General features: G+C 68.7%; 24 protein-coding genes. 8 read left to right on the top strand and 16 right to left on the bottom strand.

Going from position 1 to position 22,031, the window contains the following annotated elements; all coding sequences use genetic code 11:
* Positions 1 to 2 precede the first annotated feature (2 nt).
* The 5 genes from IB257_RS05050 to queE form a co-directional block, all read right to left on the bottom strand.
* The gene (locus tag IB257_RS05050) at positions 3 to 215 is read right to left on the bottom strand and encodes a DUF1656 domain-containing protein (RefSeq protein ID WP_013394149.1); all 213 of its coding nucleotides are present in this window, start codon (positions 213 to 215) and stop codon (positions 3 to 5) included.
* Entirely contained in the window at positions 212 to 2,263 is a 2,052-nt protein-coding gene (locus IB257_RS05045) for an FUSC family protein (RefSeq protein ID WP_054453823.1), read from the bottom strand. The genes IB257_RS05050 and IB257_RS05045 overlap by 4 nt, the downstream gene beginning before the upstream one ends.
* The gene (locus IB257_RS05040) at positions 2,260 to 2,736 is read right to left on the bottom strand and encodes a MarR family winged helix-turn-helix transcriptional regulator (protein ID WP_054453825.1); all 477 of its coding nucleotides are present in this window, start codon (positions 2,734 to 2,736) and stop codon (positions 2,260 to 2,262) included. Before IB257_RS05040 ends, IB257_RS05045 begins: the two co-directional genes overlap by 4 nt.
* 174 nt (positions 2,737 to 2,910) lie before the next feature.
* Complete coding sequence (gene queD / locus IB257_RS05035) at positions 2,911 to 3,354, bottom strand: 6-carboxytetrahydropterin synthase QueD (RefSeq protein WP_013394146.1); 444 nt, start codon at positions 3,352 to 3,354, stop codon at positions 2,911 to 2,913.
* Between the two features lie 28 nt (positions 3,355 to 3,382).
* Complete coding sequence (gene queE, locus IB257_RS05030; protein WP_192352211.1) at positions 3,383 to 4,015, bottom strand: 7-carboxy-7-deazaguanine synthase; 633 nt, start codon at positions 4,013 to 4,015, stop codon at positions 3,383 to 3,385.
* A 93-nt stretch (positions 4,016 to 4,108) separates the two neighbouring features.
* On the opposite strand from queE, the gene arfB reads away from it, so the two are divergent.
* Positions 4,109 to 4,525, top strand: a complete 417-nt coding sequence (arfB, locus tag IB257_RS05025; protein WP_054453829.1) for an alternative ribosome rescue aminoacyl-tRNA hydrolase ArfB — start codon at positions 4,109 to 4,111, stop codon at positions 4,523 to 4,525.
* 2 nt (positions 4,526 to 4,527) lie between these two features.
* Positions 4,528 to 5,211, top strand: a complete 684-nt coding sequence (locus tag IB257_RS05020; protein ID WP_119448980.1) for a DUF2238 domain-containing protein — start codon at positions 4,528 to 4,530, stop codon at positions 5,209 to 5,211.
* On the opposite strand, the gene IB257_RS05015 is transcribed toward IB257_RS05020, so the two are convergent.
* The gene (locus IB257_RS05015) at positions 5,183 to 6,124 is read right to left on the bottom strand and encodes a LysR substrate-binding domain-containing protein (protein WP_054453832.1); all 942 of its coding nucleotides are present in this window, start codon (positions 6,122 to 6,124) and stop codon (positions 5,183 to 5,185) included. The genes IB257_RS05020 and IB257_RS05015 overlap by 29 nt on opposite strands.
* 125 nt (positions 6,125 to 6,249) lie before the next feature.
* Here IB257_RS05015 and IB257_RS05010 point away from each other — a divergent pair, with 125 nt between their 5' ends.
* The 4 genes from IB257_RS05010 (at position 6,250) to IB257_RS04995 (ending at position 10,276) form a co-directional block, all read left to right on the top strand.
* Positions 6,250 to 7,236 (top strand): tripartite tricarboxylate transporter substrate binding protein, encoded by a 987-nt coding sequence (locus IB257_RS05010; RefSeq protein ID WP_054453834.1) that lies wholly within the window; start codon positions 6,250 to 6,252, stop codon positions 7,234 to 7,236.
* Positions 7,237 to 7,263: 27 nt separating this feature from the next.
* Positions 7,264 to 8,673 (top strand): amidase family protein, encoded by a 1,410-nt coding sequence (locus IB257_RS05005; protein ID WP_192491940.1) that lies wholly within the window; start codon positions 7,264 to 7,266, stop codon positions 8,671 to 8,673.
* Between the two features lie 154 nt (positions 8,674 to 8,827).
* Positions 8,828 to 9,175: a helix-turn-helix transcriptional regulator gene (locus IB257_RS05000; protein WP_054453838.1), complete on the top strand. Its 348-nt coding sequence runs from the start codon at positions 8,828 to 8,830 to the stop codon at positions 9,173 to 9,175.
* A 48-nt stretch (positions 9,176 to 9,223) separates the two neighbouring features.
* Positions 9,224 to 10,276: an alkene reductase gene (locus IB257_RS04995; RefSeq protein WP_054453840.1), complete on the top strand. Its 1,053-nt coding sequence runs from the start codon at positions 9,224 to 9,226 to the stop codon at positions 10,274 to 10,276.
* A gap of 16 nt (positions 10,277 to 10,292) precedes the next feature.
* Here IB257_RS04995 and IB257_RS04990 read toward each other — a convergent pair whose 3' ends face one another.
* Entirely contained in the window at positions 10,293 to 11,141 is an 849-nt protein-coding gene (locus IB257_RS04990; RefSeq protein ID WP_370540087.1) for a lysostaphin resistance A-like protein, read from the bottom strand.
* A gap of 150 nt (positions 11,142 to 11,291) precedes the next feature.
* Between IB257_RS04990 and IB257_RS04985 the strand changes: the two genes are divergently transcribed.
* Both IB257_RS04985 and IB257_RS04980 read left to right on the top strand, forming a co-directional pair.
* The gene (locus tag IB257_RS04985; RefSeq protein ID WP_054453844.1) at positions 11,292 to 11,666 is read left to right on the top strand and encodes an MAPEG family protein; all 375 of its coding nucleotides are present in this window, start codon (positions 11,292 to 11,294) and stop codon (positions 11,664 to 11,666) included.
* Positions 11,667 to 11,677: 11 nt separating this feature from the next.
* Entirely contained in the window at positions 11,678 to 12,655 is a 978-nt protein-coding gene (locus IB257_RS04980; protein WP_192491939.1) for a glycerophosphodiester phosphodiesterase family protein, read from the top strand.
* Between the two features lie 6 nt (positions 12,656 to 12,661).
* Here IB257_RS04980 and IB257_RS04975 read toward each other — a convergent pair whose 3' ends face one another.
* From IB257_RS04975 to IB257_RS04935, 9 genes are all read right to left on the bottom strand, one after another.
* Positions 12,662 to 13,096, bottom strand: coding sequence for a carboxypeptidase-like regulatory domain-containing protein (locus IB257_RS04975; RefSeq protein ID WP_054453848.1), 435 nt, complete (start codon positions 13,094 to 13,096; stop codon positions 12,662 to 12,664).
* A 119-nt stretch (positions 13,097 to 13,215) separates the two neighbouring features.
* Positions 13,216 to 14,004: an NRDE family protein gene (locus tag IB257_RS04970; RefSeq protein ID WP_192491938.1), complete on the bottom strand. Its 789-nt coding sequence runs from the start codon at positions 14,002 to 14,004 to the stop codon at positions 13,216 to 13,218.
* Positions 14,005 to 14,007: 3 nt separating this feature from the next.
* Positions 14,008 to 15,987, bottom strand: coding sequence for an FUSC family protein (locus IB257_RS04965; protein WP_370540086.1), 1,980 nt, complete (start codon positions 15,985 to 15,987; stop codon positions 14,008 to 14,010).
* A gap of 26 nt (positions 15,988 to 16,013) precedes the next feature.
* Positions 16,014 to 16,496 (bottom strand): YbaK/prolyl-tRNA synthetase associated domain-containing protein, encoded by a 483-nt coding sequence (locus IB257_RS04960; RefSeq protein WP_054453853.1) that lies wholly within the window; start codon positions 16,494 to 16,496, stop codon positions 16,014 to 16,016.
* Between the two features lie 119 nt (positions 16,497 to 16,615).
* A complete protein-coding gene (locus tag IB257_RS04955; protein ID WP_054454806.1) occupies positions 16,616 to 17,335 on the bottom strand; it encodes a response regulator transcription factor in 720 nt (239 codons plus the stop codon).
* Between the two features lie 131 nt (positions 17,336 to 17,466).
* Positions 17,467 to 18,951 (bottom strand): efflux transporter outer membrane subunit, encoded by a 1,485-nt coding sequence (locus IB257_RS04950; RefSeq protein WP_192491937.1) that lies wholly within the window; start codon positions 18,949 to 18,951, stop codon positions 17,467 to 17,469.
* Between the two features lie 6 nt (positions 18,952 to 18,957).
* Complete coding sequence (locus tag IB257_RS04945) at positions 18,958 to 20,103, bottom strand: ABC transporter permease (protein ID WP_054453857.1); 1,146 nt, start codon at positions 20,101 to 20,103, stop codon at positions 18,958 to 18,960.
* Positions 20,100 to 21,065: an ABC transporter ATP-binding protein gene (locus IB257_RS04940; protein WP_054453859.1), complete on the bottom strand. Its 966-nt coding sequence runs from the start codon at positions 21,063 to 21,065 to the stop codon at positions 20,100 to 20,102. Before IB257_RS04940 ends, IB257_RS04945 begins: the two co-directional genes overlap by 4 nt.
* Positions 21,062 to 22,030: an HlyD family secretion protein gene (locus tag IB257_RS04935; RefSeq protein WP_175213471.1), complete on the bottom strand. Its 969-nt coding sequence runs from the start codon at positions 22,028 to 22,030 to the stop codon at positions 21,062 to 21,064. Before IB257_RS04935 ends, IB257_RS04940 begins: the two co-directional genes overlap by 4 nt.
* Position 22,031: the final 1 nt, after the last annotated feature.

Raw genomic sequence — 22,031 nt, 5'->3', positions numbered from 1 at the left:
GCTTATCTCTGGAGTAAATAGGGGGAAATGAGGGATACGCCGTACAGCAGCACCACGAACAGCGCCAGGTCGAACAGCGCGGGGTGCCACACCAGGCGGTACAGCCCGGCGCGGGCCAGCACGCGGCGCACCGCCCAGGCAACGCCCAGGGTCACCACGCCCAGCACCAGCAGCCAGGGAAAATAGACGCCATAAAGATTGAATTCGCCGATCATGATGCTTGGCCCTCCAGGGTGGGATGGGCGGGTTGGTAGTCGGGCGCGTCGGGGAAGAAGGCGCGGCGCAGGCCCACCAGCGCGACGACTGCCCGGTCGCGGGCCGCGGCGCCCGGGGGCGTGGCCGTCACGCTGGCCAACGCGCGATCGATCTGCGCCAGGAATTCGGGCGTTTTCTCGCCGACCTGCCAGGCCGAGCGCGCGTGGAAGAACTTCGCCAGCCCGTCCAGCACCGGCTGGATGGCCGGTTCGGCCATGGGCAGGTGACGCCGGGCGCGCTGCAGTTCGGTGATGTCGCGGCCCACGCGCAGATCCTTCAGCGCATCGGCGGCGACCAGGTCGTCCGGACGCTGGGCCAGCGCCAGGCGCGGCTGCAGGAGGCCGATGCGGTCCAGCATGCGGGCGGCGTAGGTGTGGCGCGAAGGCGCGCGCGGCGAGCTTGCCAGGGTTTCCAGTTCCTTCCAGTTGGCGGCCTGGATGCGGCGCGCGCTCCAGTCGGCGCTGACGGTGCGGAAGATGGCGGCGATGATGGCCGCGGTGGCCACGCCCATGCACTGCGCGACCTGCGTGTCGATGAAGGACACGATGTCGGCGGTGTTGGTATCCTGCAGCGCCATCGTGCCCAGGAAGCCGAACAGCATCGCCATGGCCTTGCCCGCGGTGGCGGGCCGGGCAATGAAGATGCCCAGCACGAAGGCCGTGGGCAGCATGGCCAGGGCCAGCATCTCGAACGAATGGATGGCGGGCATGATGCCCAGCAGGTACAGCGCCGATAGCGGAATCGAATACACCGTGTAGGTCAGGAACTGCATGATGCCGGGCACTGGATTGTCCTGCGACGCGAAGAAGCAGCTGAAGATGGCGGCCATGAGCGCGGCGGTGGCGCCGTTGCTCCAGGCGGTGCCGATCCAGAAGGCGCAGCAGACCGAAATGGCCACGCCCGCGGCCAGGGCCGAAAGCAGCGCCATGCCGCGGTCGCGATGCAGCGCGGCGTTGGGCGCGGGCTTGGAGCGCGGGGCGCGCAGCGGCGCGCCGGCCAGGCCCGCGCGGATCTCGCGGCGCAGCGCCAGGCATTCGTCATAGGTGTCGACCAGCTCGCGCAGCCGCGTCATCAGGCTGGCCAGCAGCACGTCGCGCCAGCTGGAGCGGCTGTCGATTTCAGGCGTGAGGCGGGTGGCGGCGGCGCGCAGCTGCACCGCGGTCTCGTGGGTGGCCTGCGCGCCGGCGTTGATCCATTCGGAGATGTCGGCGAGCAGGGCCGTGACGGGCTCCGGCAGCGGCTGGCCGCCGGCCTGCAGGGCGCGCATGCGGTCTTCCACGGCGGACACGGTGGGCGTCAGGGCCGCGATCTGGTCCTGCATGGCGCGCACCGCGCCCGAGGTCCAGCGCAGGTTGCTGGTGTCGAACGGCACGTGGGTGGACATCAGGCGCAGCTGCGTGATGTCGTTGGCCAGTACGCGGCGGTCGCGGTCCTTCTGCTCGGTGGCCTGGCCGCTGAGCGTGTCGTGCATCCAGTTGCGGGCGTCGCGCACGGCCTTGTCCAGCATCAGCGTCAGGGCAGGGGCCAGGCCGCGCGGCAGCACGATGCTGTGGATCAGCGTGGCGCAGACGATGCCCAGGCTGATTTCCTCGACGCGGGCGAGCGCGGTGTCGAACACCTGGGCGGGGGCCGTCACGCTGGGAAAGCCGATCATCGCGGCGGTATAGCCCGCCAGCATGAAGAGGTACGAACGCGGGGTGCGGTCCAGCACCGACAGGTACAGGCAGGCGCCCACCCACAGCACCATGGCGGCGGTCATGACCACCGGGGAATTCGACAGCCGCGGCACCAGGTAGACGGTGGCCGCCGAACCGAAGAAGGTGCCGGCCAGGCGGTACAGCGCCTTGGAGCGCACCGCGCCCGACCAGGGTTGGGCCACGACATAGGCCGTGGTCATGGCCCAGAACGGACGCGGCAATCCCATGCTGTAGGCCAGGTAGAGCGCCATGATGGCGCTCAGGTAGCTCTTGAGCGAGAAGATGGCTTCGCGGACGTTGGGGAGTTTCACGCTTGTTCGTCCTGTGGCTGGGTGCCGGCGCCGCCGCGGCCCAGGGTGACTTTCAGGCTGTCGAAGACCCGCAGGCAGGCTTGCAGGTCGGCTTCGCTTACGTCCCGGAACAGGTGGCGGCGCAGGTCGACCAGGACGTCCTCGACCTTGGCGCGCAGCGCCTGCCCGGCGTCGGTCAGGTGCAGGGTCCTGGCGCGGCGGTCGTGCGGGTCTTCGCGGCGTTCCATCAGGCCGGCGGCGACCAGGTGATCCAGCACGCGCACCAGCGAGGGGCCTTCCACGCCCAGCGCCTCGGCCAGCGCGCCCTGGCGTACGCCGTCTCCCAGGCGGCCGGCCAGGATCACGGGCCAGGCGGTGGCCTGGGAGAGGCCGTAATCGGCCAGGGCCTTGTCGGCGGCGCCGCGATAGGCGCGCGACAGGACCATCAGGGCGGAGGTGGTGGCCATGAGCTGGGAGTCGGTGGGCGTGTTCATGGAATAGATTGTATCCTATTTATTAGCTTACTAATAATTGAAAATGGCGATTATCTCCATGGATTTTCTCAATCGGGAAAATAGGGGGCGGGTTTTCCGTCTATGGAAAACCGGCAGCCAGGGGGCCGTGTCGCGGCAAGGACGGGCGCGGCAGCGGCGGCCGCGCCCCGGCGTTCAGCCGTTGCAGTCCGCCCAGCAGTTGGGCGTTTCGTACAGGCGCACGCGGGTCAGGCGCAGTTCGGCGCCATAGTGGCCGTGATAGTGCGGCGCCAGGGTCTGGAAGACGATGGCGGCCAGGTTTTCGGCCGTGGGGATGCGGTCCAGCACCACGGTCTTGTGGCCGGGCAGGCTGTCCAGGAAGCCGCGCACGGCGGCGTCGCCCTCATACACCAGGAAAGCATGGTCCCAGACGTCCACGATGTGGGTCTTGGCGATGTGCTTGATCTCGGAGAAATCCATCAGCATGCCGTTGTCGGACTCGCCGGGCGCCTGCACCACGTCGCCGGTCAGGGTGATTTCCAGCACATAGCGGTGGCCATGCAGGTTGCGGCACTGGCTGCGGTGGTCGGGAATGCGGTGGCCGGCGTCGAATTCCAGCCTGCGGGTCACGGAAATCATGGCGCGCTCCGCAGGGGGCTAGGGTGAATCATGGAATGCCTATGTATTTGTGGGTCTGCAGGCTGAGCCGCCATTGCGGATGCTGCATACAGTACTGGACGGCCTGTTCGGTATTGGCCACGCGCGCGGGGCCGTCCATGGGTTGCAGGAAGAAGTGCTCGAAGTCCAGGTGCGCGAAGGCTTCGGGCTGCGCATTGGCCTGCGGATAGACCAGCTTGAGCTCGTCGCCGCGTTCCAGCACCACGGGCGCCGTGCCCTTGGGGCTGACGCAGATCCAGTCGATGCCGGCGGGCGGCTTGATGGTGCCGTTGGTTTCGATGGCCACCGTGAAGCCGCGCGCGTGCACCGCGGTCAAGAGCGGCGCGTCCAGCTGCAGCAGCGGTTCGCCGCCAGTGAAGACCACGTAGCGGTCATTGGCGCCCGGGCCCCAGGCCGCGGCGATGGCGTCGGCCAGCAGTTCGGGCGTGGCGAACTTGCCGCCGCCGTCGCCGTCGGTGCCGATGAAGTCGGTGTCGCAGAAGGTGCAGGCGGCGCTGGCGCGGTCGCTTTCGCGGCCGGTCCAGAGGTTGCAGCCGGCAAAGCGGCAGAAGACCGCCGCGCGGCCTGCGTGGGCGCCTTCGCCCTGCAGCGTCTTGAAGATTTCTTTGGCGGAGTAAGTCATGGTGGTGCCGGCGGCCGGATAAGGCCGGACCCCGGATAAATCAGGCAAAAGCGCATTATTTTACTTTGCGCGGCGCATCTATACTTGCGGGCTATGTTTCACGTCCAAGATTCCATCTATCTGGATGAACGCGACCTGGCGTTCACCATGATCCGCGCCCAGGGCGCGGGCGGCCAGAACGTCAACAAGGTGTCCAGCGCCGTGCACCTGCGTTTCGACGTGCGCGCCTCCAGCCTGCCCGAAGAAATCAAGGAAGCGCTGTGCGCGCTGAGCGACCACCGCGTCTCCAAGGACGGGGTCATCGTCATCAAGTCGCAGGCGTTCCGCAGCCAGGAAAAGAACCGCGCCGAAGCCATCGAACGCCTGATTGCCATGGTGCGCGCAGCGGCGCGCACCGACAAACCGCGCCGTCCGACCAAGCCCACCCGCGCCTCGCAGCGCCGCCGTGTGCAGCGCAAGGTGCTGCACGGCGAAGTCAAACGCCTGCGCGGCCGGGTCCAGGGAGACTGACCATGGCCGATGCGCGCCGGCGCTACCTGTACACGCTGGGCGCGCTGTTCGCCGTGATATGGACGGCGCTGGCGATTGCGCCGCATGACCGCGCCGACTGGGCGCTGGAGAACGCGCTGGTGCTGGCCTTCGGCGCGGCGCTGCTCTTTACGCGGCGCTGGTTCGTGTTTTCGCGCACCTCGTACACGCTGATCTTTCTTTACCTGTGCCTGCATGCCGTCGGCGCGCACTACACCTATTCGCTGGTGCCTTACGACGACTGGTGGCGGGCGCTGACGGGACACAGTTTCAACAGCATGGTCGGCTGGGAACGCAACAATTTCGACCGCGTGGTGCATTTTTCCTACGGCTTGCTGCTGGCGTATCCCATCCGCGAGATCTTCCTGCGCGTGGTCGAGGTGCGCGGCTTCTGGGCGTATTTCCTGCCCATGGACGTCACGCTGTCGACCTCGGCGCTCTACGAACTGCTGGAGTGGGGCGCTGCCGCCACCGTGGGCGGCGACCTGGGCGCGGCCTATCTGGGCACGCAGGGCGATATCTGGGACGCACAGAAGGACATGGCGCTGGCGGCCGGGGGCGCCGTCATCGCGATGGCCATCACCGCCCTGGTCAACCGCCGCGCCCGCCGCGACCTGGCGCGCGACTGGGCCGACAGCCTCAAGCCGCGCCGCCAGCCTGGCGTGTAGCCACGGCACCCGCCTGGGCTAGCCGCTGGATGCGTCGGCGGAACAGGTCCGCCATGGTGGACGCCGCCAGCGACAGGGGCGTTCCCCGCAGCGTCATGATGCCTATGCTGGCGACCGGCATGGGCGCTTCGGTGCGGATCTGGCTGGCTTCGGCGCCGTAAGGCGGGATCTCTAGCATGCCCGCCGGGCAGACGATCAACGCGTCGCTGCGGACCATCAGGTTCCACATCACGCCGAACGTATCGCAGTCGATGACGCGTTCGGGCGGCTGCAGGCCGTTTGCGCGCAGGCCTTGCAGAAAGGCGTCGGTGTGGCTGCCACCCGAGGTGTTGAGCAGCCATTCGCAGCCCGCGATGTCTTGCCACCGCGTGGCGCCCGCCAGCGGATGTCCGCGGCGGCAGGCGACCATGAATTCCAGCGGCCGCAGTTCCTCGAAATCGAACTCCTGCCCGCCATGGTTGTCCGCCATGCCGGACGCCAACGCGAAATCCAGCGAGCCGTTGCGCAAAGCCGGCAGGACGGCGGCCAGCAGGCCTTCCGAAACCTTGAGCTTGGCCGCGGGCATGCTCTGCCTGAAATCGTTCAGCACGTCAGGCAGCACGCTCAGCATCACCATGGGCGTCACGCCCACTGCTACCCGCGCTTGCGCACCGCTGAGCAGTTGGCGGATGTCCTGGCGCGCCAGGGACAACTGGGCCTGGGCAAGCTGCGCCCGCACCGTCAGGTGTTCGCCGCATTCGGTGACCTCGATGCCCTGGGGGCTGCGCGTGAGCAGCGGCGCTTCGAGCTCCGTTTCCAGTTCCTTGATGGCCTTGGTCACCGCCGCCTGGCTCAAGTGCAGGCTGCGCGCCGCGGCGCGGATGCTGCGTAACTCGGCGACCTTCAGCCAGGCCCGGAGATGGTGGTCTTTCATGTGCCTCTCGATAGCGACAACCTGTAGTTGTCACCTTAACAAAGAAATAGCCTTATGCGCAGCGCGGGCGATCTCTAAGCTTCACGACGACAAGACCATGCAGTCCCGTACTTCAGGAGCAAGCCATGCAGATCTTTCCCCGTCGTGTAGGTCAGGCCATTTCATTGTGTTTTGCCTTGCTGGGAGCGGCAGGCGCCGGCGCGGCGCAGGCTGATTGGCCCCAACGGCCAGTCAAGCTCATCGTGCCGTATGTGGCGGGGTCCGGTCCCGACGTGGTGCTACGCCCGATCGCGGACGCCCTGGGGCGCGAACTCGGCCAACCGGTGATCGTCGACAACCGGGGAGGGGCGGGCGGTATTGTCGGCACGCAGGCGCTGGCCGCGGCGGCGCCGGACGGCTACACGATAGGCTTCGGCAATCTGGTCACGCTGGCAATCAACAAGAGCATGTACTCGAAGCTGCCTTACGACCCGCAACGCAGCCTTGCGCCCATCAGCCTGGCCATCAGCAATGCCCTGGTGTTGATCGCCCGCAACGACTTCCCGGCAAGCGATGTGCAGGGCCTGGTCAGCTATGCCAGGCAGCATCCGGGCAAGGTCAGCGTCGGCTCGTTGGGGGTGGGATCGAGCGCCCATCTGGCCGGGGAAATGCTCAAGAGCGAGACGGGCACGACCATGCTGCACGTCCCGTACAAGAGCGGCCAGCAGGCAGTGGGCGACATCGTGGGCGGGCAGCTCGACGTGATGATCGACAACGTCGCGGGCGTGCTGCCCTTCATCCGCTCCGGACAGGTAAAGGTGCTGGGGGCGACCAGCCTCACGCGTGTGCCTGTCCTCTCGGACGTGCCCACCCTCGACGAATCCGGCTTGAAGGGATTTGAGGTGGTGTCCTGGGGCGGCATCGTCGCGCCCGCCGGTACGCCCAAGCCCATCATCGACAAGCTCAATCGCGCCATCGCCAAGGCGCTGCAGGACCCCGCGGTGCTCAAGCTCAACGAAACGCTGTCCGTCGATGCGACGCCGTCCACGCCCGAACAGTTCGCCAGCCTCATCGCCAGCGAGATCCCGCGGTGGGGCGAGATGGTCAAGCGCTCCGGCGCGTCGGCCGACTGACTGCGTTCAACCCCACAGGGAGCCATCATGACGAACGAACTCTGGCGCTGGAGCGCCGTCGATCTGGCCCAGGCCATCCGCCAGCGGGAAGTTTCCAGCCGGGAGGCCGTGCAGAGCTGCCTGCAGCGGGCGGCACAGCTAAATCCGGTCTTCAATCCGCTTACCGAGATCTGCGCCGACCAGGCACTGAAGGCGGCCGATGCCGCCGACGCCGCGGTGCGCGGGGGCGCGCCGCTGGGCCTCCTGCATGGCGTGCCGGTCACCATCAAGGCCAACGCCGATCTGGCAGGGTCGGCCACGACCAATGGCGTCGTCGCGTACCGGGACCTCATTGCCAGGGAGAACAATCCCGCCGTCGACAACTGGCTCAAGGCCGGCGCGGTCGTGATCGGCCGCAGCAACGTTCCGGCATTCTCCTGGCGCTGGTTTTCGGACAACGACCTGCATGGCCGCACCGTCAACCCGTTCGACGCCGCGCGCACGCCGGGCGGCTCCAGCGGCGGCGCGTCCGTCGCCGCCGCCCTGGGCATGGGGCCGCTGGCGCATGGCAGCGACCAGGGTGGATCGATCCGGTATCCGGCCTATGCCTGCGGCGTGGCGGGGCTGCGGCCCTCGCAAGGCCGGGTGCCGGCCTACAACGCCAGCCAGAAATCGGAGCGTCCGGTGGCTTCCCAACTGGCCGCGACCCAGGGCCCCTTGGCGCGGAACATTGCCGACCTGAGACTGGGGCTGGAGGCCATGTCGGCGGGCGATTCCCGCGATCCGTGGTGGGTGCCCGCGCCGCTGGACCTGCGCCAGCCTGGAGATAGCCGGCGGGTGGCGCTGTTCTGCGGCACCTCGGCCCTGAAATCCGATCCCGCTGTGCTGGATGCCTTGCTGCGCGCCGCAAAGTACCTGGAAGACGCGGGCTACATCGTCGAAACAGCAACGCCGCCCAGGTTCGAGGAAGCGGCCGAGCTATGGCGCAGCGTGCTGATGAACGAAGCGTCCGGCTCCATGGGCCGCGAAATCGAGCGTGCAGGCGACGCGGCGATACAGCGCGCCTACCGCAGCATGCTTGCGCACACCTCGCCGCTGGACAAGGACGGCTTTATCCAGGCGCTGGCGCTGCGCACCACGATACTGCGGGAGTGGGGCGCATTCTTCGACCGCTATCCCGTCCTGCTCATGCCGGTGTCGTTCGAGCGTCCATTCCCGATCGACCAGGACCAGCAAGGCGACGCGGCCATGGGCGACATACTGCGCGCGCAGAGCCCGCTGGTCTCGACCGCGATCCTGGGCTTGCCTGGCCTGTCGGTCCCCGTCGGCCTGGCGGACGGTGTGCCGATGGGTGTCCATCTGGTGGCGGGGCGGTTCCGCGAAGACCTGTGCCTGGCCGCGGGCGAAGCCATCGAGGCGCGGGCGGGGTGGTCGGTGCTGGATAGGCTCGTGGCCTGAGCGGCGCGGAAGGAAGGGGAAGGGCGGCTATGGGGGCATCCGTGGCGGATGGCCGGGCGCGGATGCCGGGGCCATAAAGCCCTGTCCGCCACAGGGGCATGACTATATATCGAATACTTCCGATATAAGATTCGATAAATTGCGATACTTCAATATGACGGTCTCCACTTCCAGCTCCGACCCAGCCGCCTCGTTACCGGCCATTGACGCCGACGCCATCCTCAAGGCGTTGGCCAATCCGGTGCGGCGCGACATCCTTGCCTGGCTGAAGACGCCGCACGCGTACTTCGAGGAACGCCCGGGCCATACTTTCGAGCATGGCGTATGCGCGGGCCACATCGACGAACGCTGCGGACTGTCCCAGTCCACCGTGTCCTCGCACCTGGCCGTTCTGCAGCGCGCGGGCCTGATCTCGGCGACCAAGGTGGGGCAGTGGATTTTCTACCGTCGCAACGAAGCCGCCATTGCCGCGTTCCTGCGGCAATTGAACCAGGATATGTAGCCCCGCTACGCCGCCAGCGGCCCCTGATCCGGGGCCAAGGATTTACGCATGAGCCAACTTTTCGAACCCCTGCGCGCAGGCGATCTGACGCTGCGCAACCGTATCGTCATGGCGCCTTTGACGCGCATGCACGCCAGTCCGGGCCGCGTGCCCAACGACCTGATGGTCGAGTACTACACCCAGCGCGCCGGCGCCGGCATGATCCTGACCGAAGCCACGGCCGTCACCCCGCAAGGCGTGGGCTATGCCGATACGCCGGGCCTGTGGACCCCCGAACAGGTCCAGGGCTGGCGCAAGGTCACGTCCGCGGTGCACCGGGCCGGCGGCCTGATCGTCGCGCAGCTCTGGCACGTGGGCCGGATCTCCGACCCCATGTTCCTGGATGGCGAACTGCCGGTGGCGCCCAGCGCCATTGCCGCCCGCGGCCACGTCAGCCACGTGCGTCCGGAGCGCGCCTACGTCACGCCGCGCGCGCTGGAAACGGCCGAGATTCCGGGCGTGGTCGAGGCCTACCGCCACGGCGCGAAGATGGCCATGGAGGCCGGTTTCGACGGCGTGGAAGTGCATGCCGCCAACGGCTATCTGCTGGACCAGTTCCTGCAGGACAGCACCAACCATCGCACTGACGCCTATGGCGGCTCGCTGGAGAACCGCGCGCGGCTGCTGCTGGAAGCTGTGGATGCCTGTATATCGGTGTGGGGCGCGGGCCGCGTGGGCGTGCATCTGTCGCCGCGCGGGGAAATCCACACCATGGGCGATTCCAACCCGGCCGCCACCTTCGGCTATGTGGCGCGTGAACTGGGCAAGCGCGGCATCGCCTTCCTGTGCGTGCGCGAATACGAAGCCGCCGACAGCCTGGGCCCGATGCTCAAGGCCGAATTCGGCGGCACGTACATCGCCAACGAAGGATTCGGCCGCGAGTCCGCCGAGGCCGCCATTGCCGCGGGCCGCGCCGATGCCGTGGCTTTTGGCGTGCAGTACATCGCCAATCCGGACCTGGCGCGCCGCTTCGAACTCAAGGCGCCGCTGAACCGGCCCAACCCGGCCACGTTCTATGCGCCGGGCCCGGGCGGCTACACCGACTATCCGGCCCTGGCCTGACCGGCGGGTCCGGCATTCAGAACACGGCGCGCATCGGATAGGTGAACAAGCCGAAGTGCGCCGCGTTCAGGCCCAGGTGCGCCAGCACCGCAGCGGCCAGGCCGCCGTATTTGTAGGCCAGCCCGTAGGCCGCGCCCGCCAGGCTGGCCAGCAGCATCCATTGCCAGCCGCCTGCGTAATGCGCCAGGCCGAACAGCACGGCCGCGATGATCAACGCCGCCCACGACCCCCAGGCGCGGCCGCGCCACAAGTCCGTCAGCCGCTGTTGCAGATAACCGCGGAACAGCGCCTCCTCGGCCAAGGTCACCAGCAAGGCGTTGTTGATCAGCCAGATCCAGCCCGATTGCGGCCACTTGGGCGCCCAGCCGACCACGCCCAGCGCCAGCGCGCAGCCCAGGCAGATGGCGACGGCGCCCGCGCAAGCCAGGAACGCGGACGACAGCGTGGCGCGCGGAGTCAGTCCCGCCATCGGCGGCGTCAGCGCCAGCACGACCCAGAACGCCACCAGCGGCTTGTCCAGGTTCAGGTACATGCCGAAAGGCACGGCGTCCGGACTCAGTGGCGCTGGCGCGATGACCTGCGGGTTGTGAAAGCCCGGCAGCAGGTGCAGGAACAGCAGCGCGGCCAGCGCGATGAAGAGCGCATGGCCGGCGGTGCGCGCCAGCGCGCCCGATGCGGGCCGGACCAGCACGGCGGCCAGGATCAGCAACGCAGGCGAGGCCAGCGCCACGGCGTCTATCGTGCCATCGCTCCAGGCCCAGGCGTAGGCGGCGGCGAGAGGCGCCAGCGCCCAGCGGCGGGTGGCGGGTGGCCACAACATGGCGGCGGCGATGAACAGTGCGGACCAGGGGCTTAGCGCGGACACGGGCGTGGACGGGCGTTGAAAGGGCTGAGTGTAAACGCGCGGCTCTTTGCGGGCCGCACGGCATGCGCGCCGGACCGCTGAGCGCGTGTGCTGACGCCGCGCCGCGAACCCAGGTATCCTGGCGCCTGCCGGATACCTGGGAGCCAGACTATGAAGATGATCGCGTGGTTGATGTTGGCGGCGGCAGTGCTGCCTTTCGTGTCGGCCATCGTCGCCAAGGCGGGCGGAAAGAAGTTCGACAACAATGATCCGCGCGCCTGGCTGGCACGCCAGGAAGGTTGGCGCGCGCGTGCCAATGCGGCGCAGACCAATACCTTTGAATCGCTGCCGTTCTTCTACGCGGCGGTGCTGTTCGCGCTGTATACCCAGGCGCCGCCCGCGCACGTGGCCACGCTGATGGCCTGCTGGCTGGGCGTGCGGCTGGGCTATCTGGCCATGTACCTGGCGGGCTGGGGCGCGCTGCGTTCGCTGGTGTGGGCCATCAGCGTGGGCTTCATCATCGCGATCCTGTTCGCGGGCGTCTGACGGACGGCGCCATGCGCAAGCGGCGTGTCGCGGCACTGGCGGCCATCGCGCTGCTAGGCTTCATCTACATCAACAACGCTGACTGGGCGGCGCCCGATCCCGGTGCGCGGGTGACGCTGCTCGCGCATCGCGGCATCGCGCAACGCTACGACGCGGCGGGCCTGGAGCGGGACACCTGCACCGCGACCCGCATCGTCGAACCCACCCACGGCTATCTGGAAAACACCATCGCGTCCATGCGCGCGAGCTTCGAGGCCGGAGCGGACATCGTCGAGATCGACGTCCATCCCACCACCGATGGCCAGTTCGCCGTGTTCCACGACTGGACGGTCGATTGCCGCACCGAGGGCCGCGGCGCGACGCGCGAACACACGATGGCCGAACTCAAGGCGCTGGACATCGGCTACGGCTATACCGCCGATGGCGGCAAGACCTTTCCGTTCCGCGGGCGCGGCGTGGGCCTGATGCCGACGCTGTCCGAAGTGCTGGAGGCGTTTCCGCGCCAGCGCTTTCTCATCAACGTCAAGAGCCGCGATGCGGAGGAGGGCGCGGCGTTGGCGGCGGTGCTCAACGGCATGCCGCCGGCCAGGCGGGCAGACATCATGGTGTATGGGGGCGAGGAGCCGGTAGGCCGGTTGCGCCAGTTGGCGCCGGGCGTGCGCACGCTGACGCGCTCGGACCTGAAGTCCTGCCTGTTGCGCTATGCGGCCGCGGGCTGGACCGGCCACGTTCCGCAGGTCTGCCGCGGCATGGCGCTGACGGTGCCGGTGAACGTCGCGCCCTGGTTGTGGGGCTGGCCCGGCCGCTTCCTGGACCGCATGGAGACGGCGGGCAGCAGCGTGTTCCTGCTCGGTCCTTACGCCGGCGAGGGCCATTCCACGGGCATCGACACCCCCGAGGACATACGCCGCGTGCCGGCGGGATACGCGGGCGGGATCTGGACCAACGAAATCGAAGCCGTGGCGCGCGCTTTCAAGCGCGGGCCATGAAAGCCGCTACTTCCATTCGAACACGGCGCGCGCGGTGCCAGAGTTCTGCACCGAGACTTCGCGCTGTTGGGCCTGGCCGTTGTAGGTCGCTGAAATCCTGTAGTTGCCGGCCGGCAGCTTGACCAGCATGTACGGGCCTTCGGCAGTGGTTTGCAGCACGGACTTGCCCTGCGCATCGCTGATGGTGACGGCGACATTGGCGACGTAGTCCGCCTGGCCGCCGCGTTGCGCCGCGAACGTCAGCGCCAGCGGATAGTCCTTGGCTGCGGCCTTCATGGCCTCGGATTCGTCCAGGCCGATGCCGCCGCTGACGTATTGCACCGAACCCTGCTGCTGCACTGCCGGCATGCCTGCCTGGGCGGTGGACAGGACGCCGGCAAAGGCCATGCTGCCCAGCGCCATCGCGGCGGCCATGGTGCAGCGTTCTAAACGCTTGTTCATGAGACTCTCCTGAATAGGACGATCTGCGCGGTGTCGTGCGCGCATGAACATTTCGACCCGCATGCCGGCGCGGAGTTCGCACCCGCGGGTCTCCGATATCAACCGATTGTTTCCGCAGCCTAGGTAAGCGTACCGCGTGCCGCGCTCCAGGAAAATGTCAGCCGGCTTTCGCCGCTGACCGAGCCGTCCGGGGCGAAGCGCCTTTCATCCAGCTGTCCGGCGCCATCATCGCGCAGCGCCAGTACGCTGGAACTGCGCGTGCCATAGTTCGGACTGACGATGAACGGGCTGCTCAATAGCCTTTCGCGATCCAGCGGCAGGCCGGTAGCGGGCAGGTCGGCGTCGTCGGCGGGCTGGCGGTCGGCCAGGGCGGCCATCAGCGCGGGCAGGTCGGGCTGCGGCCCGCTGCGCAGCACGGCCTCGAAAGCCGCCTTGGTGCGCGCCAGCTTGGGCCAGGGCGTGTCCAGCAGATGGTTGGACAGGGCATAGACGCCCGGAGCCAGGTGCCGCGGGCCGCCGTCGCGATTGCTGAGATACCAGGCTTCGCGCGCATCGCCCACGATCAGGTTGAAGCCGTTGTAGGCCTGGCCGGCGGCATGCACTTGCGCCAGGTAGTCGGCCGGGGAGACCGTGCCGCGCAGATAGTCTTCGACCAGCGCGCCGCGCGAAGGCGCGTTCTCGATCATCCTGCCCGGCTCGCGAAAGTTGGTCACTAGCGCATGGCGTCCGCCGGTCGTCGCGCCCATCCAGCTGCCGCCGGCCAGGCCGTCGCGGCCGGCGTAGACCTCGGGGGCGTCAGGCCATTGCGCGGCGGGCAAGGTGGGGCGTTGGTGGAATTCATCGCGGTTGGCGGCGATCAGGACGGGGATGCCCGGCAGGGCATGCAGGGCCAGTACGGCAAGACACATGGTTCAGACCTGGTTGGCGGGTTTGTCGGGGATGGCTTTGCCTGGCGCGGCCGCGAAATCCGGGCCGGCCAGCGCGGCGCGCAAGGCTTCGATCTGGGCGGCCACGTCGCGCAGCGCGGGGGCGGTCGAGGCGATGGCGGCGGCCGGCATGGCCGCGCCTTGCGCAACGGCGGCGCTCATCTGGTGCAGGCTGGCCGCCAGTTGCGCCAGCTCCGCGGCGCTAGGCGCGGCCTGGTCGGCGGGCAGCGACCAGGCCGTGTCGGAAATGGCGTTGGCCACGCGTTCCAGCGCGACCTCCACCGGCCACCAGGCCAGTGCGCGGCGGCTGACCAGGCGCGGCTCGGACAGCCCGCGCTGCAAGGCGATGCGCAGATCGGACAGGCGTGCGTAGGCGCTGGCGCGCAGGTCGTGGCGGCTGGTGGGATCGGCCTGGAACACCGTGTTCAGGTAGGCGGCCAGCGTGTCCATGGCGGCGGCGACCGCGTTGTCCAGGTTGCCGCGTTCTATCCGTATCCATGGCAGGTAGCCCACCAGCAGCACGATGCCGGCGGCCACGGCCACATCGATCAGGCGCGCCAGCGCGATGGGCCAGCTGCCTGGTTGCAGCGCGCCGATCAGCAGCATCAGGATGGGCAGCAGGATGGCGGAAAACAAGCCGTAGTTGCGCCGCACCGACCAAGGCAGCAGGGACGCCAGCCCCGCCACCGTGAGCAGGCTGACGATGCCGTTGCGGTCCAGCGCCAGCACGGTCGCGCTGATCGCCACGCCCACCACGCTGCCCGCGCAGCTTTGCAGCGCCCGCGCGAACACCGAGCCGAAGTTGGGCTTGAACACCACCACCACGATCAGCGGCACCCAGTAGGAACGCGGCAGCGAGGCCGCCAGCGCCACGGCCTCGGCGGCGATCAGGCACAGGCCCAGCCGCACCAGGTAGCGCAAGGTGGTCGGCCCCGGCCGGTAAGTGCGCGCCAGCACGCGCCAGGGCGTGCGCGGCCGCGCCGGCGGCAGGCCGGCAAAGGCGTCGGCTTCGGACAGCGCGCCGCCGTCCAGCAGGGGCTGCACTTGGGCCAGCGCGTCGGCCAAGGGGGCCATGTCCACGTGGCGCAAGGCCGCGATGTCCTCGCGCGGGTCCGGCGTTGCGTCGTTTTCCACGCGGTCTGCGAGCCGGTTCATGACCCGCGCGCAGTCGCGCGGCAGCACGCGTCCGGCGCGGGCCAGCTCCAGGGCGGTGTTGGTGAGAGGCGTACAGGCTTGCAACTGGGCCGCCAGCCGGGCCAGTCGCGGGGAGGGGCCGGCCGCGCTGCGGCGCGCGGCCAGCACGGTGTCGTAGGCGGTCGTCATGGCCGCTTCCATGTCGCGCCGCGCGCTCATGGTGTGCGAGGTGCCGATGGCGGCGAACATGGCCGCCAGCTTGCGGTAGGCCATGGCGACGGCGGCGCGCTCGGGCGCCGTCGGGTGGACCACCCAGCCCGTCAGGGTCAGCGCCAGGCCGAACAGGCCGCCGGCTCCCACCAGCACCGAAGGCAGCCAGGGCGGCAGGGTGGACGTCAGGCTGGCGCCGACGATGACATAGGCGGCGAATTGCAGCGTGGAGACGGCGGCGATGTTGTTGAAGGTGCCGACCAGGCTGGCCGCCAGTACCAGCAGCGTCATGGCGGCGGACGTCCACAGTCCGTGCCCTGCAATCAGGGTGCCGAGGAAATATCCCAGCGCGCCGCCGAACACGGTGGCGCCGATGGACAGGGCGCGGTTGCGGTATGGGCCGCCGTTGTCGCCGGTGATGGCGGGCAGCGCGCCTAGCGCAACCAGGGCCGCCGCCGCGCTTTGGTCCAGCGCGAGTCCGACCGCCGAAGGCAGGCCGATGGCCAGCGCGGCGCGCAGCGCCACCCAGCGGCTGACGGGCGAAGGCTCCATGTGCGCCAGGCTCATCAGCCAACGCATGTTGGCGTTGCGCGCGACATGTTTCAGCGAGGAACGGAACACGGCGGCCTCGTGGCGCGGCCTGGGGATCAGGCCTTGATCAGCGGCGCCTCGTCGGGCGCGGCCAGCCGGAAGTAGTCTTCCGTATTCAGGAGGATGGAGGCGTCCAGGCGGCCGGCGTTGAATACGATTTCACCGTGGCGCTCGCGCAGGCTTGGGTCCACCAGCAGGTGCAGGTCCGGATTGAAAGTGAAGGGCGGAATGGCGCCGATCTCGCAGCCGGTGAGTTCTCGCGCCAGGTCCTGCGACGCCAGCGAGGCCTTCTTGCCGCCGGCCGCGCGGGCAATGGCGTCCAGGTCGGCCTGCTTGTCGGCCGGGAACACCGCCAGCACGTTGCGGCGCTGGTTGGAGGATATCTTGACGCGGCAGACCAGCGCCTTGGCGCCCTGGCTGACCTCGGTGCCGCGGATCGCGGCGACTTCGACGGAGCGGCCGGCCGCGGCGTGTTCAATCAGGCGGTAGCGGGCCTGGTTCTGGGCAAGCAAGGCTTGCAGGCGTTCGTAGACTTCCATGTCGGGGCGCGTAGATCGGGATGTGGCGGGGCGCAGGCCGGGAGTCGGCCTCGTACGCCGCATGATACGCCCGCCGCGCGGCGCCGCGGCGGCGCGTACGCTGATCCGGGCCAGCCTCCTCAGATTTCTCCGGTAAAGGCGTAACCCCAGCCCCAGACGGTGCGGATCGGCAATTCCAGGTTCAGGTCCTGGGCCTTGCGGCGCAGGCGGCTGACCAGCACGTCGGTGCGGCGCATCGATTCGTGGCCGCCATGCGAATCGGTGATGGCTGCGTCGGCGCGCGGCAGGCGCTTGTCGGCGGAAGCCGTCAGCTTGAGCAGGAACTCGCGCTCGGCCAGCGTCAGGGCCAGGCGCTTGCCTTGCGGGCTGACCAGCGTCCAGGCCGCATCATGGAATTGCCATTTGCCTGCCGCGTCGCCTGGCGCCGGCTGCGCCGGGCGCGGCTCGGCGTCGACGGCGCGCCGGCCAGGCGCGGGGATGCGCCGCACCAGCGCCTGCAACGCGGCCGCGATTTCCGTTGCGCCCGCGTCAGAGGGCAGGCAGACGTCTGCGCCGCAGTGCAGGCCGAGTATGCGATTTTCGGGCGAGTCGAAGGTGGAGATGGCGACGATGCCCGCGGTGGTGTCCAGGGCGCGCAGGCCAGCCACGGCCATGCAGAGATCGGACAGCTCGGCTTCCATCACCAGCAATGGGGTGCGGCGGGCCTGAAACAGGCGGAACAAGTTATTGGAGTCTTCGCACAACCGGGGCGAGAAGCCCATTTCCGCCAGCGCCGCGCCGCGGTGCGCGCGCACTCCGGGATCGGGAGAGAAGACGATCAGGTCTAGTAGGTCATTCATGAATCGTTGTGATCTGTGCAGCATGAGCGCATGCATGATGCATCGGATACAGCGATTTCCTAAACCCCGCACAACGCCACTTTATTACCCGAATTCTCGGGCAAGGTTACGCAAGGCGCGTCGCGGCACCGTTATGGTGCGTCGGCGGACGTTTCATTCCACCAACCGCCGCCCAACGCCTGCAGCAGGGCGGCGGTGTCGGCGTGGCGCGCCGCGTCCGCGGCGGTGCGCGCAATGCGTGTCTGAAGCAGTTGGCGCTGGCTGTCCAGCAGGCTCAGATGGCTGATGCCGCCGGCCTGGTAGCGCCCTTGCGCGATGCGCTCGGCCTGGTCGGCGCGGCGCCAGGCCTCGTCGCTGGCCAGGTAGGCGTCGCCGTCGGTCTGCACCGCGCGCAAGGCGTCGGCGACCTGCCGGAAGCCCTCTAACACTGTTTGACGGTAACCGGCCGCGGCCGCGTCGTAGGCGGCCTCGGCCGAGCGCGTGCGCGCGCGCAGCTCGCCACCATGGAACAGCGGCTGGACCAGGCCCAGGCCCAGGCTCCAGACGTTCAGGCCATCGGACAGGTCGCCCGCACGGGTGCGTTGCGAGCCGAAGCTGGCGGTCAGGGTGAATTGCGGATACTGGTTGGCGACGGCCACGCCGACATTGGCCGAGGCCTGATGCCAGAGCGCTTCGGCGGCCAGGATGTCGGGCCGCTGGCGGGTCAGGGCCGAGGGCACGCCGGTGGGCACGTCGGCGGGCAGCGTCAGGTCGGCCAGCCGCAAGGGCGCGGACCGCAGCTCGGCCGGCGCCAGCCCGAGGTAGGCGGCCAGCTGGTGCGTGGCCTGCGCCAGCTGGTATTCCAGCGGCGGCAGCGTGGCCCGGGTCTGCGCGACCAGCAGCTCCTGGTTGCGCAGATCGGCCTCGGACACGCCGCCCGCCTGCTGGCGCTGGCGCATGATGTCCTGCTGCCGCTCCTGCGCCGCAAGCAATGCCCGCGTGTCGGCCAGGCGTTCGTTCAGGTCGGCCTGGCGGATGGCGGCAGTGACCACGTTGGCGGCCAGCGACATGCGCGCAGCCTGCAGCTCATGCGCCTGGTAGTTCACCTGCGCGCCCAGGCCTTCCAGCGCGCGGCGATTGCCGCCGAACACGTCCAGCGTGTAGGACACGTCGATGGACGCGTTGTAGAGCGTGAAGGGCGGGGGCTGCTCGGCCACCGGCACGCCGAAGGCTGCAGGGTCCACCTTCTGCCGCGTCACCGACAGGTTGCCGTCGACCTGCGGCAGCATGCGGCCGCCGGTTTCGGCGTTCAGGTCTTCATTGGCCTGGCGCAAGCGGGCGCGCGCCTGCTCCAGCGTGGGGCTGGCCTGCAAGGCCTGCCGGACCAGCTGGTCGAGCGCTTCGGAGCGGAACAGCTGCCACCATTGCGCGGGGATGTCGACGCCGTCCTGCAGGCGTTGCGCGCCGCTGGCGGCTGAGGCACCGCGAGGCGCGGTGTAGGCGTCGACCCGCGGCGGCGCCGGGCGCTCGAAGTCCGGCCCCACGGCGCAGCCCGCGAGCAGCGCGCACAGGACCGGCGCAGCCAGGCGCAAAGGCGCGGCGGCGGACGGGAAGGGCAAGGGCGTGGAGCGGGACATGGCGGTTCAATCCAGGGTGCGGCGGTAGAACTTCACGGCGGCGGTCATGACGACCACGGTAAACACCAGCAGCGGCCAGATGCTGGGCCACAAGTCCCACCAGCCGTTGCCTTTGAGCAGGATGCCGCGGATCAGGCGGTTGAAGTGGGTCAGCGGCAGCAGGTTGCCCAGGTATTGCGCCCACATCGGCATGCCCTGGAACGGGAACATGAAACCGGACAGCAGCATGTTGGGCAGGAAATAGAACATGGTCAGCTGCATGGCCTGCAACTGGTTCTGCGCCAGCGACGACAGCGTGATGCCCACGGTCAGGTTGGCGGCCACGAACACCAGCGCAGACAGGTACACGGCCAACAGCGAACCCTGGAACGGCACGTGGAAGACGAAGTGCGCGGCCAGCAGGATGATGCTGGACTGGATCAGGCCTATCGCGATGTACGGCACGATCTTGCCCGTCATCACTTCGATGGGCAGCACCGGCATCGCCAGCAGGTTTTCCATCGTGCCGCGTTCGCGCTCGCGCGTCATGGCCAGGCCGGTCATCATCACCAGCGTCATGGTCAGGATCACGCCCATCAGGCCCGGCACGGTGTTGTATTGCGAGATCTGCTCTTCGTTGTAGAGCTGGTGCACCAGCACGTCGAATGGCGGCTGGCCGCCGGCCAGGCTGGCCAGCGGTCCGGTCAGGTCCTTGGTCGCCACGGCCTGCGACAACTGCGTGGCCGCGCCGATGGCCAGTCCGGTCGCCATGGGGTCGGTGGCGTCGGCCTCGATCAGCAGCGCGGGGCGCTCGCCGCGCAGCAGCTTGCGGCTGAAGTCCGGCGGAATGGTCAGGACGAACAGGACGCGCCCTTGCGCCAAGGCCGCGCGGCCCGCTTCTTCATTGTCCAGTTCTTCGATGATGTGGAAGTAGTCGGACGATTTCATCGCCGCGACGAAGCTGCGCGTGAACGGGCTGTGGTCGGCGGCGATGACCGCCGTCGGCATCTGCTTGGGATCCGTGTTGATGGCGTAGCCGAACAGCGCCAGCTGCATGATGGGCAGGCCCACGATCATGCCGAAGGTGATACGGTCGCGGCGTAGCTGCAGGAACTCCTTGAGCACCATGCTCCACCAGCGCGACCAGGAAAAGCCTTGCAGATGGCGCATCATGGCGGGCTCGCGAAGTTGTCGGTGGAGCGTTTCATCAGGTAGATGAAGACATCCTCCAGGCTGGTGGCTATGGGTTCCAGGGTCAGGTCCTGGCCGGCGATGGCGTCCCTGAGCGTGCGTTCCAGCAGGGCGGCGTCGCGGCCGCTGATGTGCAGCGCCGAACCGAAGGCCACGGTCTGGTCCACGCCCGGCGCGTTGCGCAGGCGCTGCGCCAGAGGCACCAGGTTGTGGCCGTGGATGGCCCAGGTGGTCAGGCCTTGCTCGGCGATGACGTCCTCGGCCGTGCCTTGCGTCAGCAGCCGGCCATAGGAGATATAGGCCAGCTTGTGACAGCGTTCGGCCTCGTCCATGTAGTGCGTGCTGACCAGCACCGAGATGCCGCGCGCCGCCAGTTCATGCAGCTGCTCCCAGAAGTCGCGCCGCGCGGTCGGGTCCACGCCCGCGGTGGGTTCGTCCAGCAGCAGCAGCTTCGGCTGATGCAGCAGGCAGGCTGCCAGCGCCAGGCGCTGCTTCCAGCCGCCGGACAAGGAACCCGTCAACTGGCCGGCGCGGCTTTGCAGGCCCAGGTCTTCCAGCGCGCGGTCCACCGCCGCGCGCCGTTCGGGCATGCCGTACATGCGCGCCACGAAATCCAGGTTCTCGCGGATGGTCAGGTCGTCCCAGTAGGAGAACTTCTGCGTCATGTAGCCGACGTGCCGCTTGATCTGCGCGCTGTCGCGCAGAATGTCGTAGCCCAGGCAGGTCCCGCTGCCCGAATCCGGCGTCAACAAACCGCACATCAGCCGGATGCTGGTCGTCTTGCCGCTGCCGTTGGGGCCCAGGAAGCCGAAGATCTCGCCTTCCCGCACTTGGAGCGACACGTCGTTGACGACGTGCTTGCTGCCGAAGCGCTTGTTCAGGCCGTGCACGTCGATGACGTATTGCCCGGCGGACGCTTCCTGCGTGGCGGCGGGTGCGCTCATTGCAGCACCGCTTCCACCGGCTGGCCCGGATGCAGCCGCGTGGCGGCTTCGGGCGCTGGCCGCGCCTGCACCATGTAGACCAGCTTGCTGCGGCTTTCGCGGCTGTAGATCACGGGCGGCGTGTACTCGGCCTGGGTCGATATGTAGTCGATGCGCACGGGGATGGGATCGCCGCAGCCATCGCAGCGCACCGTCGCCTGTTGCCCCACCTTCAGCGCGCCCAACGCCGTTTCCGGAACGAAGAAGCGCACCTTGATGTTGCCCGGCGGCAGCAGGCTGACGACCGGACTGCCGGCAGGCACCCATTCGCCCACGCGGTAGAGCGTGTCGAACACCAGCCCCGCGGCCGGCGCCGCCAGGCGCTTTTGCGCCAGCGTCCACTCCGCCTGGGCCAGCGCGGCGCGGGCCGCATCGACTTGGGCGGCCTGGGCGCGGCGCTGGTCGTCGCGGCCAGGCAGGCGGGCCACTTCCAGCTGGGCCTGCAACTCGCGCACGCGCGCCGCGTCCGATTGCGCCTGTTCGCGGCTGTCGTCCAGCTGCGCGCGCGCGATGCCGCCGATGCGGAACTGGTCGGTATCGCGCCGCAGTTGTGCCGCCGAGCGGCGGCTGGCCGCCTCGGCCTGAGCCAATTGGGCGCGGCTGACGTCCACTTCGGGTGGACGCTTGCCGGTGGCGATGTCTTCTTCCTGGGCCACGGCGGCGGCCAATTGCGCGCTGGCCTGGTCGCGCGCCGCGGTTTCGCGCGTAGCTTCCAGCGCGAAGAGCGGCGCGTCGGCTTGCACCTGCTGGCCGCGCCGCACCGGCAGCTCGGCCAGCCGGCCGGCCTCGGACGACGCCACGTAGACATATTCGCCTTCGGCGTAGCCCTGGAAAAAGGCGCCGTTGTCCTTGCCGCAACCGCCCAGGGCAAGCAAGGCCAGCGCAGAGGCGGGCAGGGGGCGGCGCAAGGCGGGAGGGATGCGCATG

The organism is Achromobacter sp. ACM03, from assembly GCF_014851665.1.
GTDB lineage: Bacteria > Pseudomonadota > Gammaproteobacteria > Burkholderiales > Burkholderiaceae_B > Achromobacter > Achromobacter aegrifaciens.
The sequence above is the reverse complement of the archived record's forward strand: the minus strand, read 5'-3'. Positions and strand labels throughout refer to the sequence as shown.

What these genes read in the sequence shown, in the direction of transcription:
- IB257_RS05010 (WP_054453834.1), top strand. Translation starts at nt 6,250, where the DNA reads ATGCAGATCTTTCCCCGTCGTGTAGGTCAGGCCATTTCATTGTGTTTT.
- arfB (WP_054453829.1), top strand. Translation starts at nt 4,109, where the DNA reads ATGTTTCACGTCCAAGATTCCATCTATCTGGATGAACGCGACCTGGCG.
- IB257_RS05015 (WP_054453832.1), bottom strand. Translation starts at nt 6,124, where the DNA reads ATGAAAGACCACCATCTCCGGGCCTGGCTGAAGGTCGCCGAGTTACGC.
- IB257_RS04935 (WP_175213471.1), bottom strand. Translation starts at nt 22,030, where the DNA reads ATGCGCATCCCTCCCGCCTTGCGCCGCCCCCTGCCCGCCTCTGCGCTG.
- IB257_RS04945 (WP_054453857.1), bottom strand. Translation starts at nt 20,103, where the DNA reads ATGATGCGCCATCTGCAAGGCTTTTCCTGGTCGCGCTGGTGGAGCATG.
- IB257_RS05005 (WP_192491940.1), top strand. Translation starts at nt 7,264, where the DNA reads ATGACGAACGAACTCTGGCGCTGGAGCGCCGTCGATCTGGCCCAGGCC.
- IB257_RS04985 (WP_054453844.1), top strand. Translation starts at nt 11,292, where the DNA reads ATGAAGATGATCGCGTGGTTGATGTTGGCGGCGGCAGTGCTGCCTTTC.
- IB257_RS04970 (WP_192491938.1), bottom strand. Translation starts at nt 14,004, where the DNA reads ATGTGTCTTGCCGTACTGGCCCTGCATGCCCTGCCGGGCATCCCCGTC.
- IB257_RS04940 (WP_054453859.1), bottom strand. Translation starts at nt 21,065, where the DNA reads ATGAGCGCACCCGCCGCCACGCAGGAAGCGTCCGCCGGGCAATACGTC.
- IB257_RS04995 (WP_054453840.1), top strand. Translation starts at nt 9,224, where the DNA reads ATGAGCCAACTTTTCGAACCCCTGCGCGCAGGCGATCTGACGCTGCGC.
- IB257_RS05050 (WP_013394149.1), bottom strand. Translation starts at nt 215, where the DNA reads ATGATCGGCGAATTCAATCTTTATGGCGTCTATTTTCCCTGGCTGCTG.
- IB257_RS04960 (WP_054453853.1), bottom strand. Translation starts at nt 16,496, where the DNA reads ATGGAAGTCTACGAACGCCTGCAAGCCTTGCTTGCCCAGAACCAGGCC.
- IB257_RS05020 (WP_119448980.1), top strand. Translation starts at nt 4,528, where the DNA reads ATGGCCGATGCGCGCCGGCGCTACCTGTACACGCTGGGCGCGCTGTTC.
- IB257_RS04955 (WP_054454806.1), bottom strand. Translation starts at nt 17,335, where the DNA reads ATGAATGACCTACTAGACCTGATCGTCTTCTCTCCCGATCCCGGAGTG.
- IB257_RS05040 (WP_054453825.1), bottom strand. Translation starts at nt 2,736, where the DNA reads ATGAACACGCCCACCGACTCCCAGCTCATGGCCACCACCTCCGCCCTG.
- IB257_RS04980 (WP_192491939.1), top strand. Translation starts at nt 11,678, where the DNA reads ATGCGCAAGCGGCGTGTCGCGGCACTGGCGGCCATCGCGCTGCTAGGC.
- IB257_RS04975 (WP_054453848.1), bottom strand. Translation starts at nt 13,096, where the DNA reads ATGAACAAGCGTTTAGAACGCTGCACCATGGCCGCCGCGATGGCGCTG.
- IB257_RS05000 (WP_054453838.1), top strand. Translation starts at nt 8,828, where the DNA reads ATGACGGTCTCCACTTCCAGCTCCGACCCAGCCGCCTCGTTACCGGCC.
- IB257_RS04950 (WP_192491937.1), bottom strand. Translation starts at nt 18,951, where the DNA reads ATGTCCCGCTCCACGCCCTTGCCCTTCCCGTCCGCCGCCGCGCCTTTG.
- queD (WP_013394146.1), bottom strand. Translation starts at nt 3,354, where the DNA reads ATGATTTCCGTGACCCGCAGGCTGGAATTCGACGCCGGCCACCGCATT.
- queE (WP_192352211.1), bottom strand. Translation starts at nt 4,015, where the DNA reads ATGACTTACTCCGCCAAAGAAATCTTCAAGACGCTGCAGGGCGAAGGC.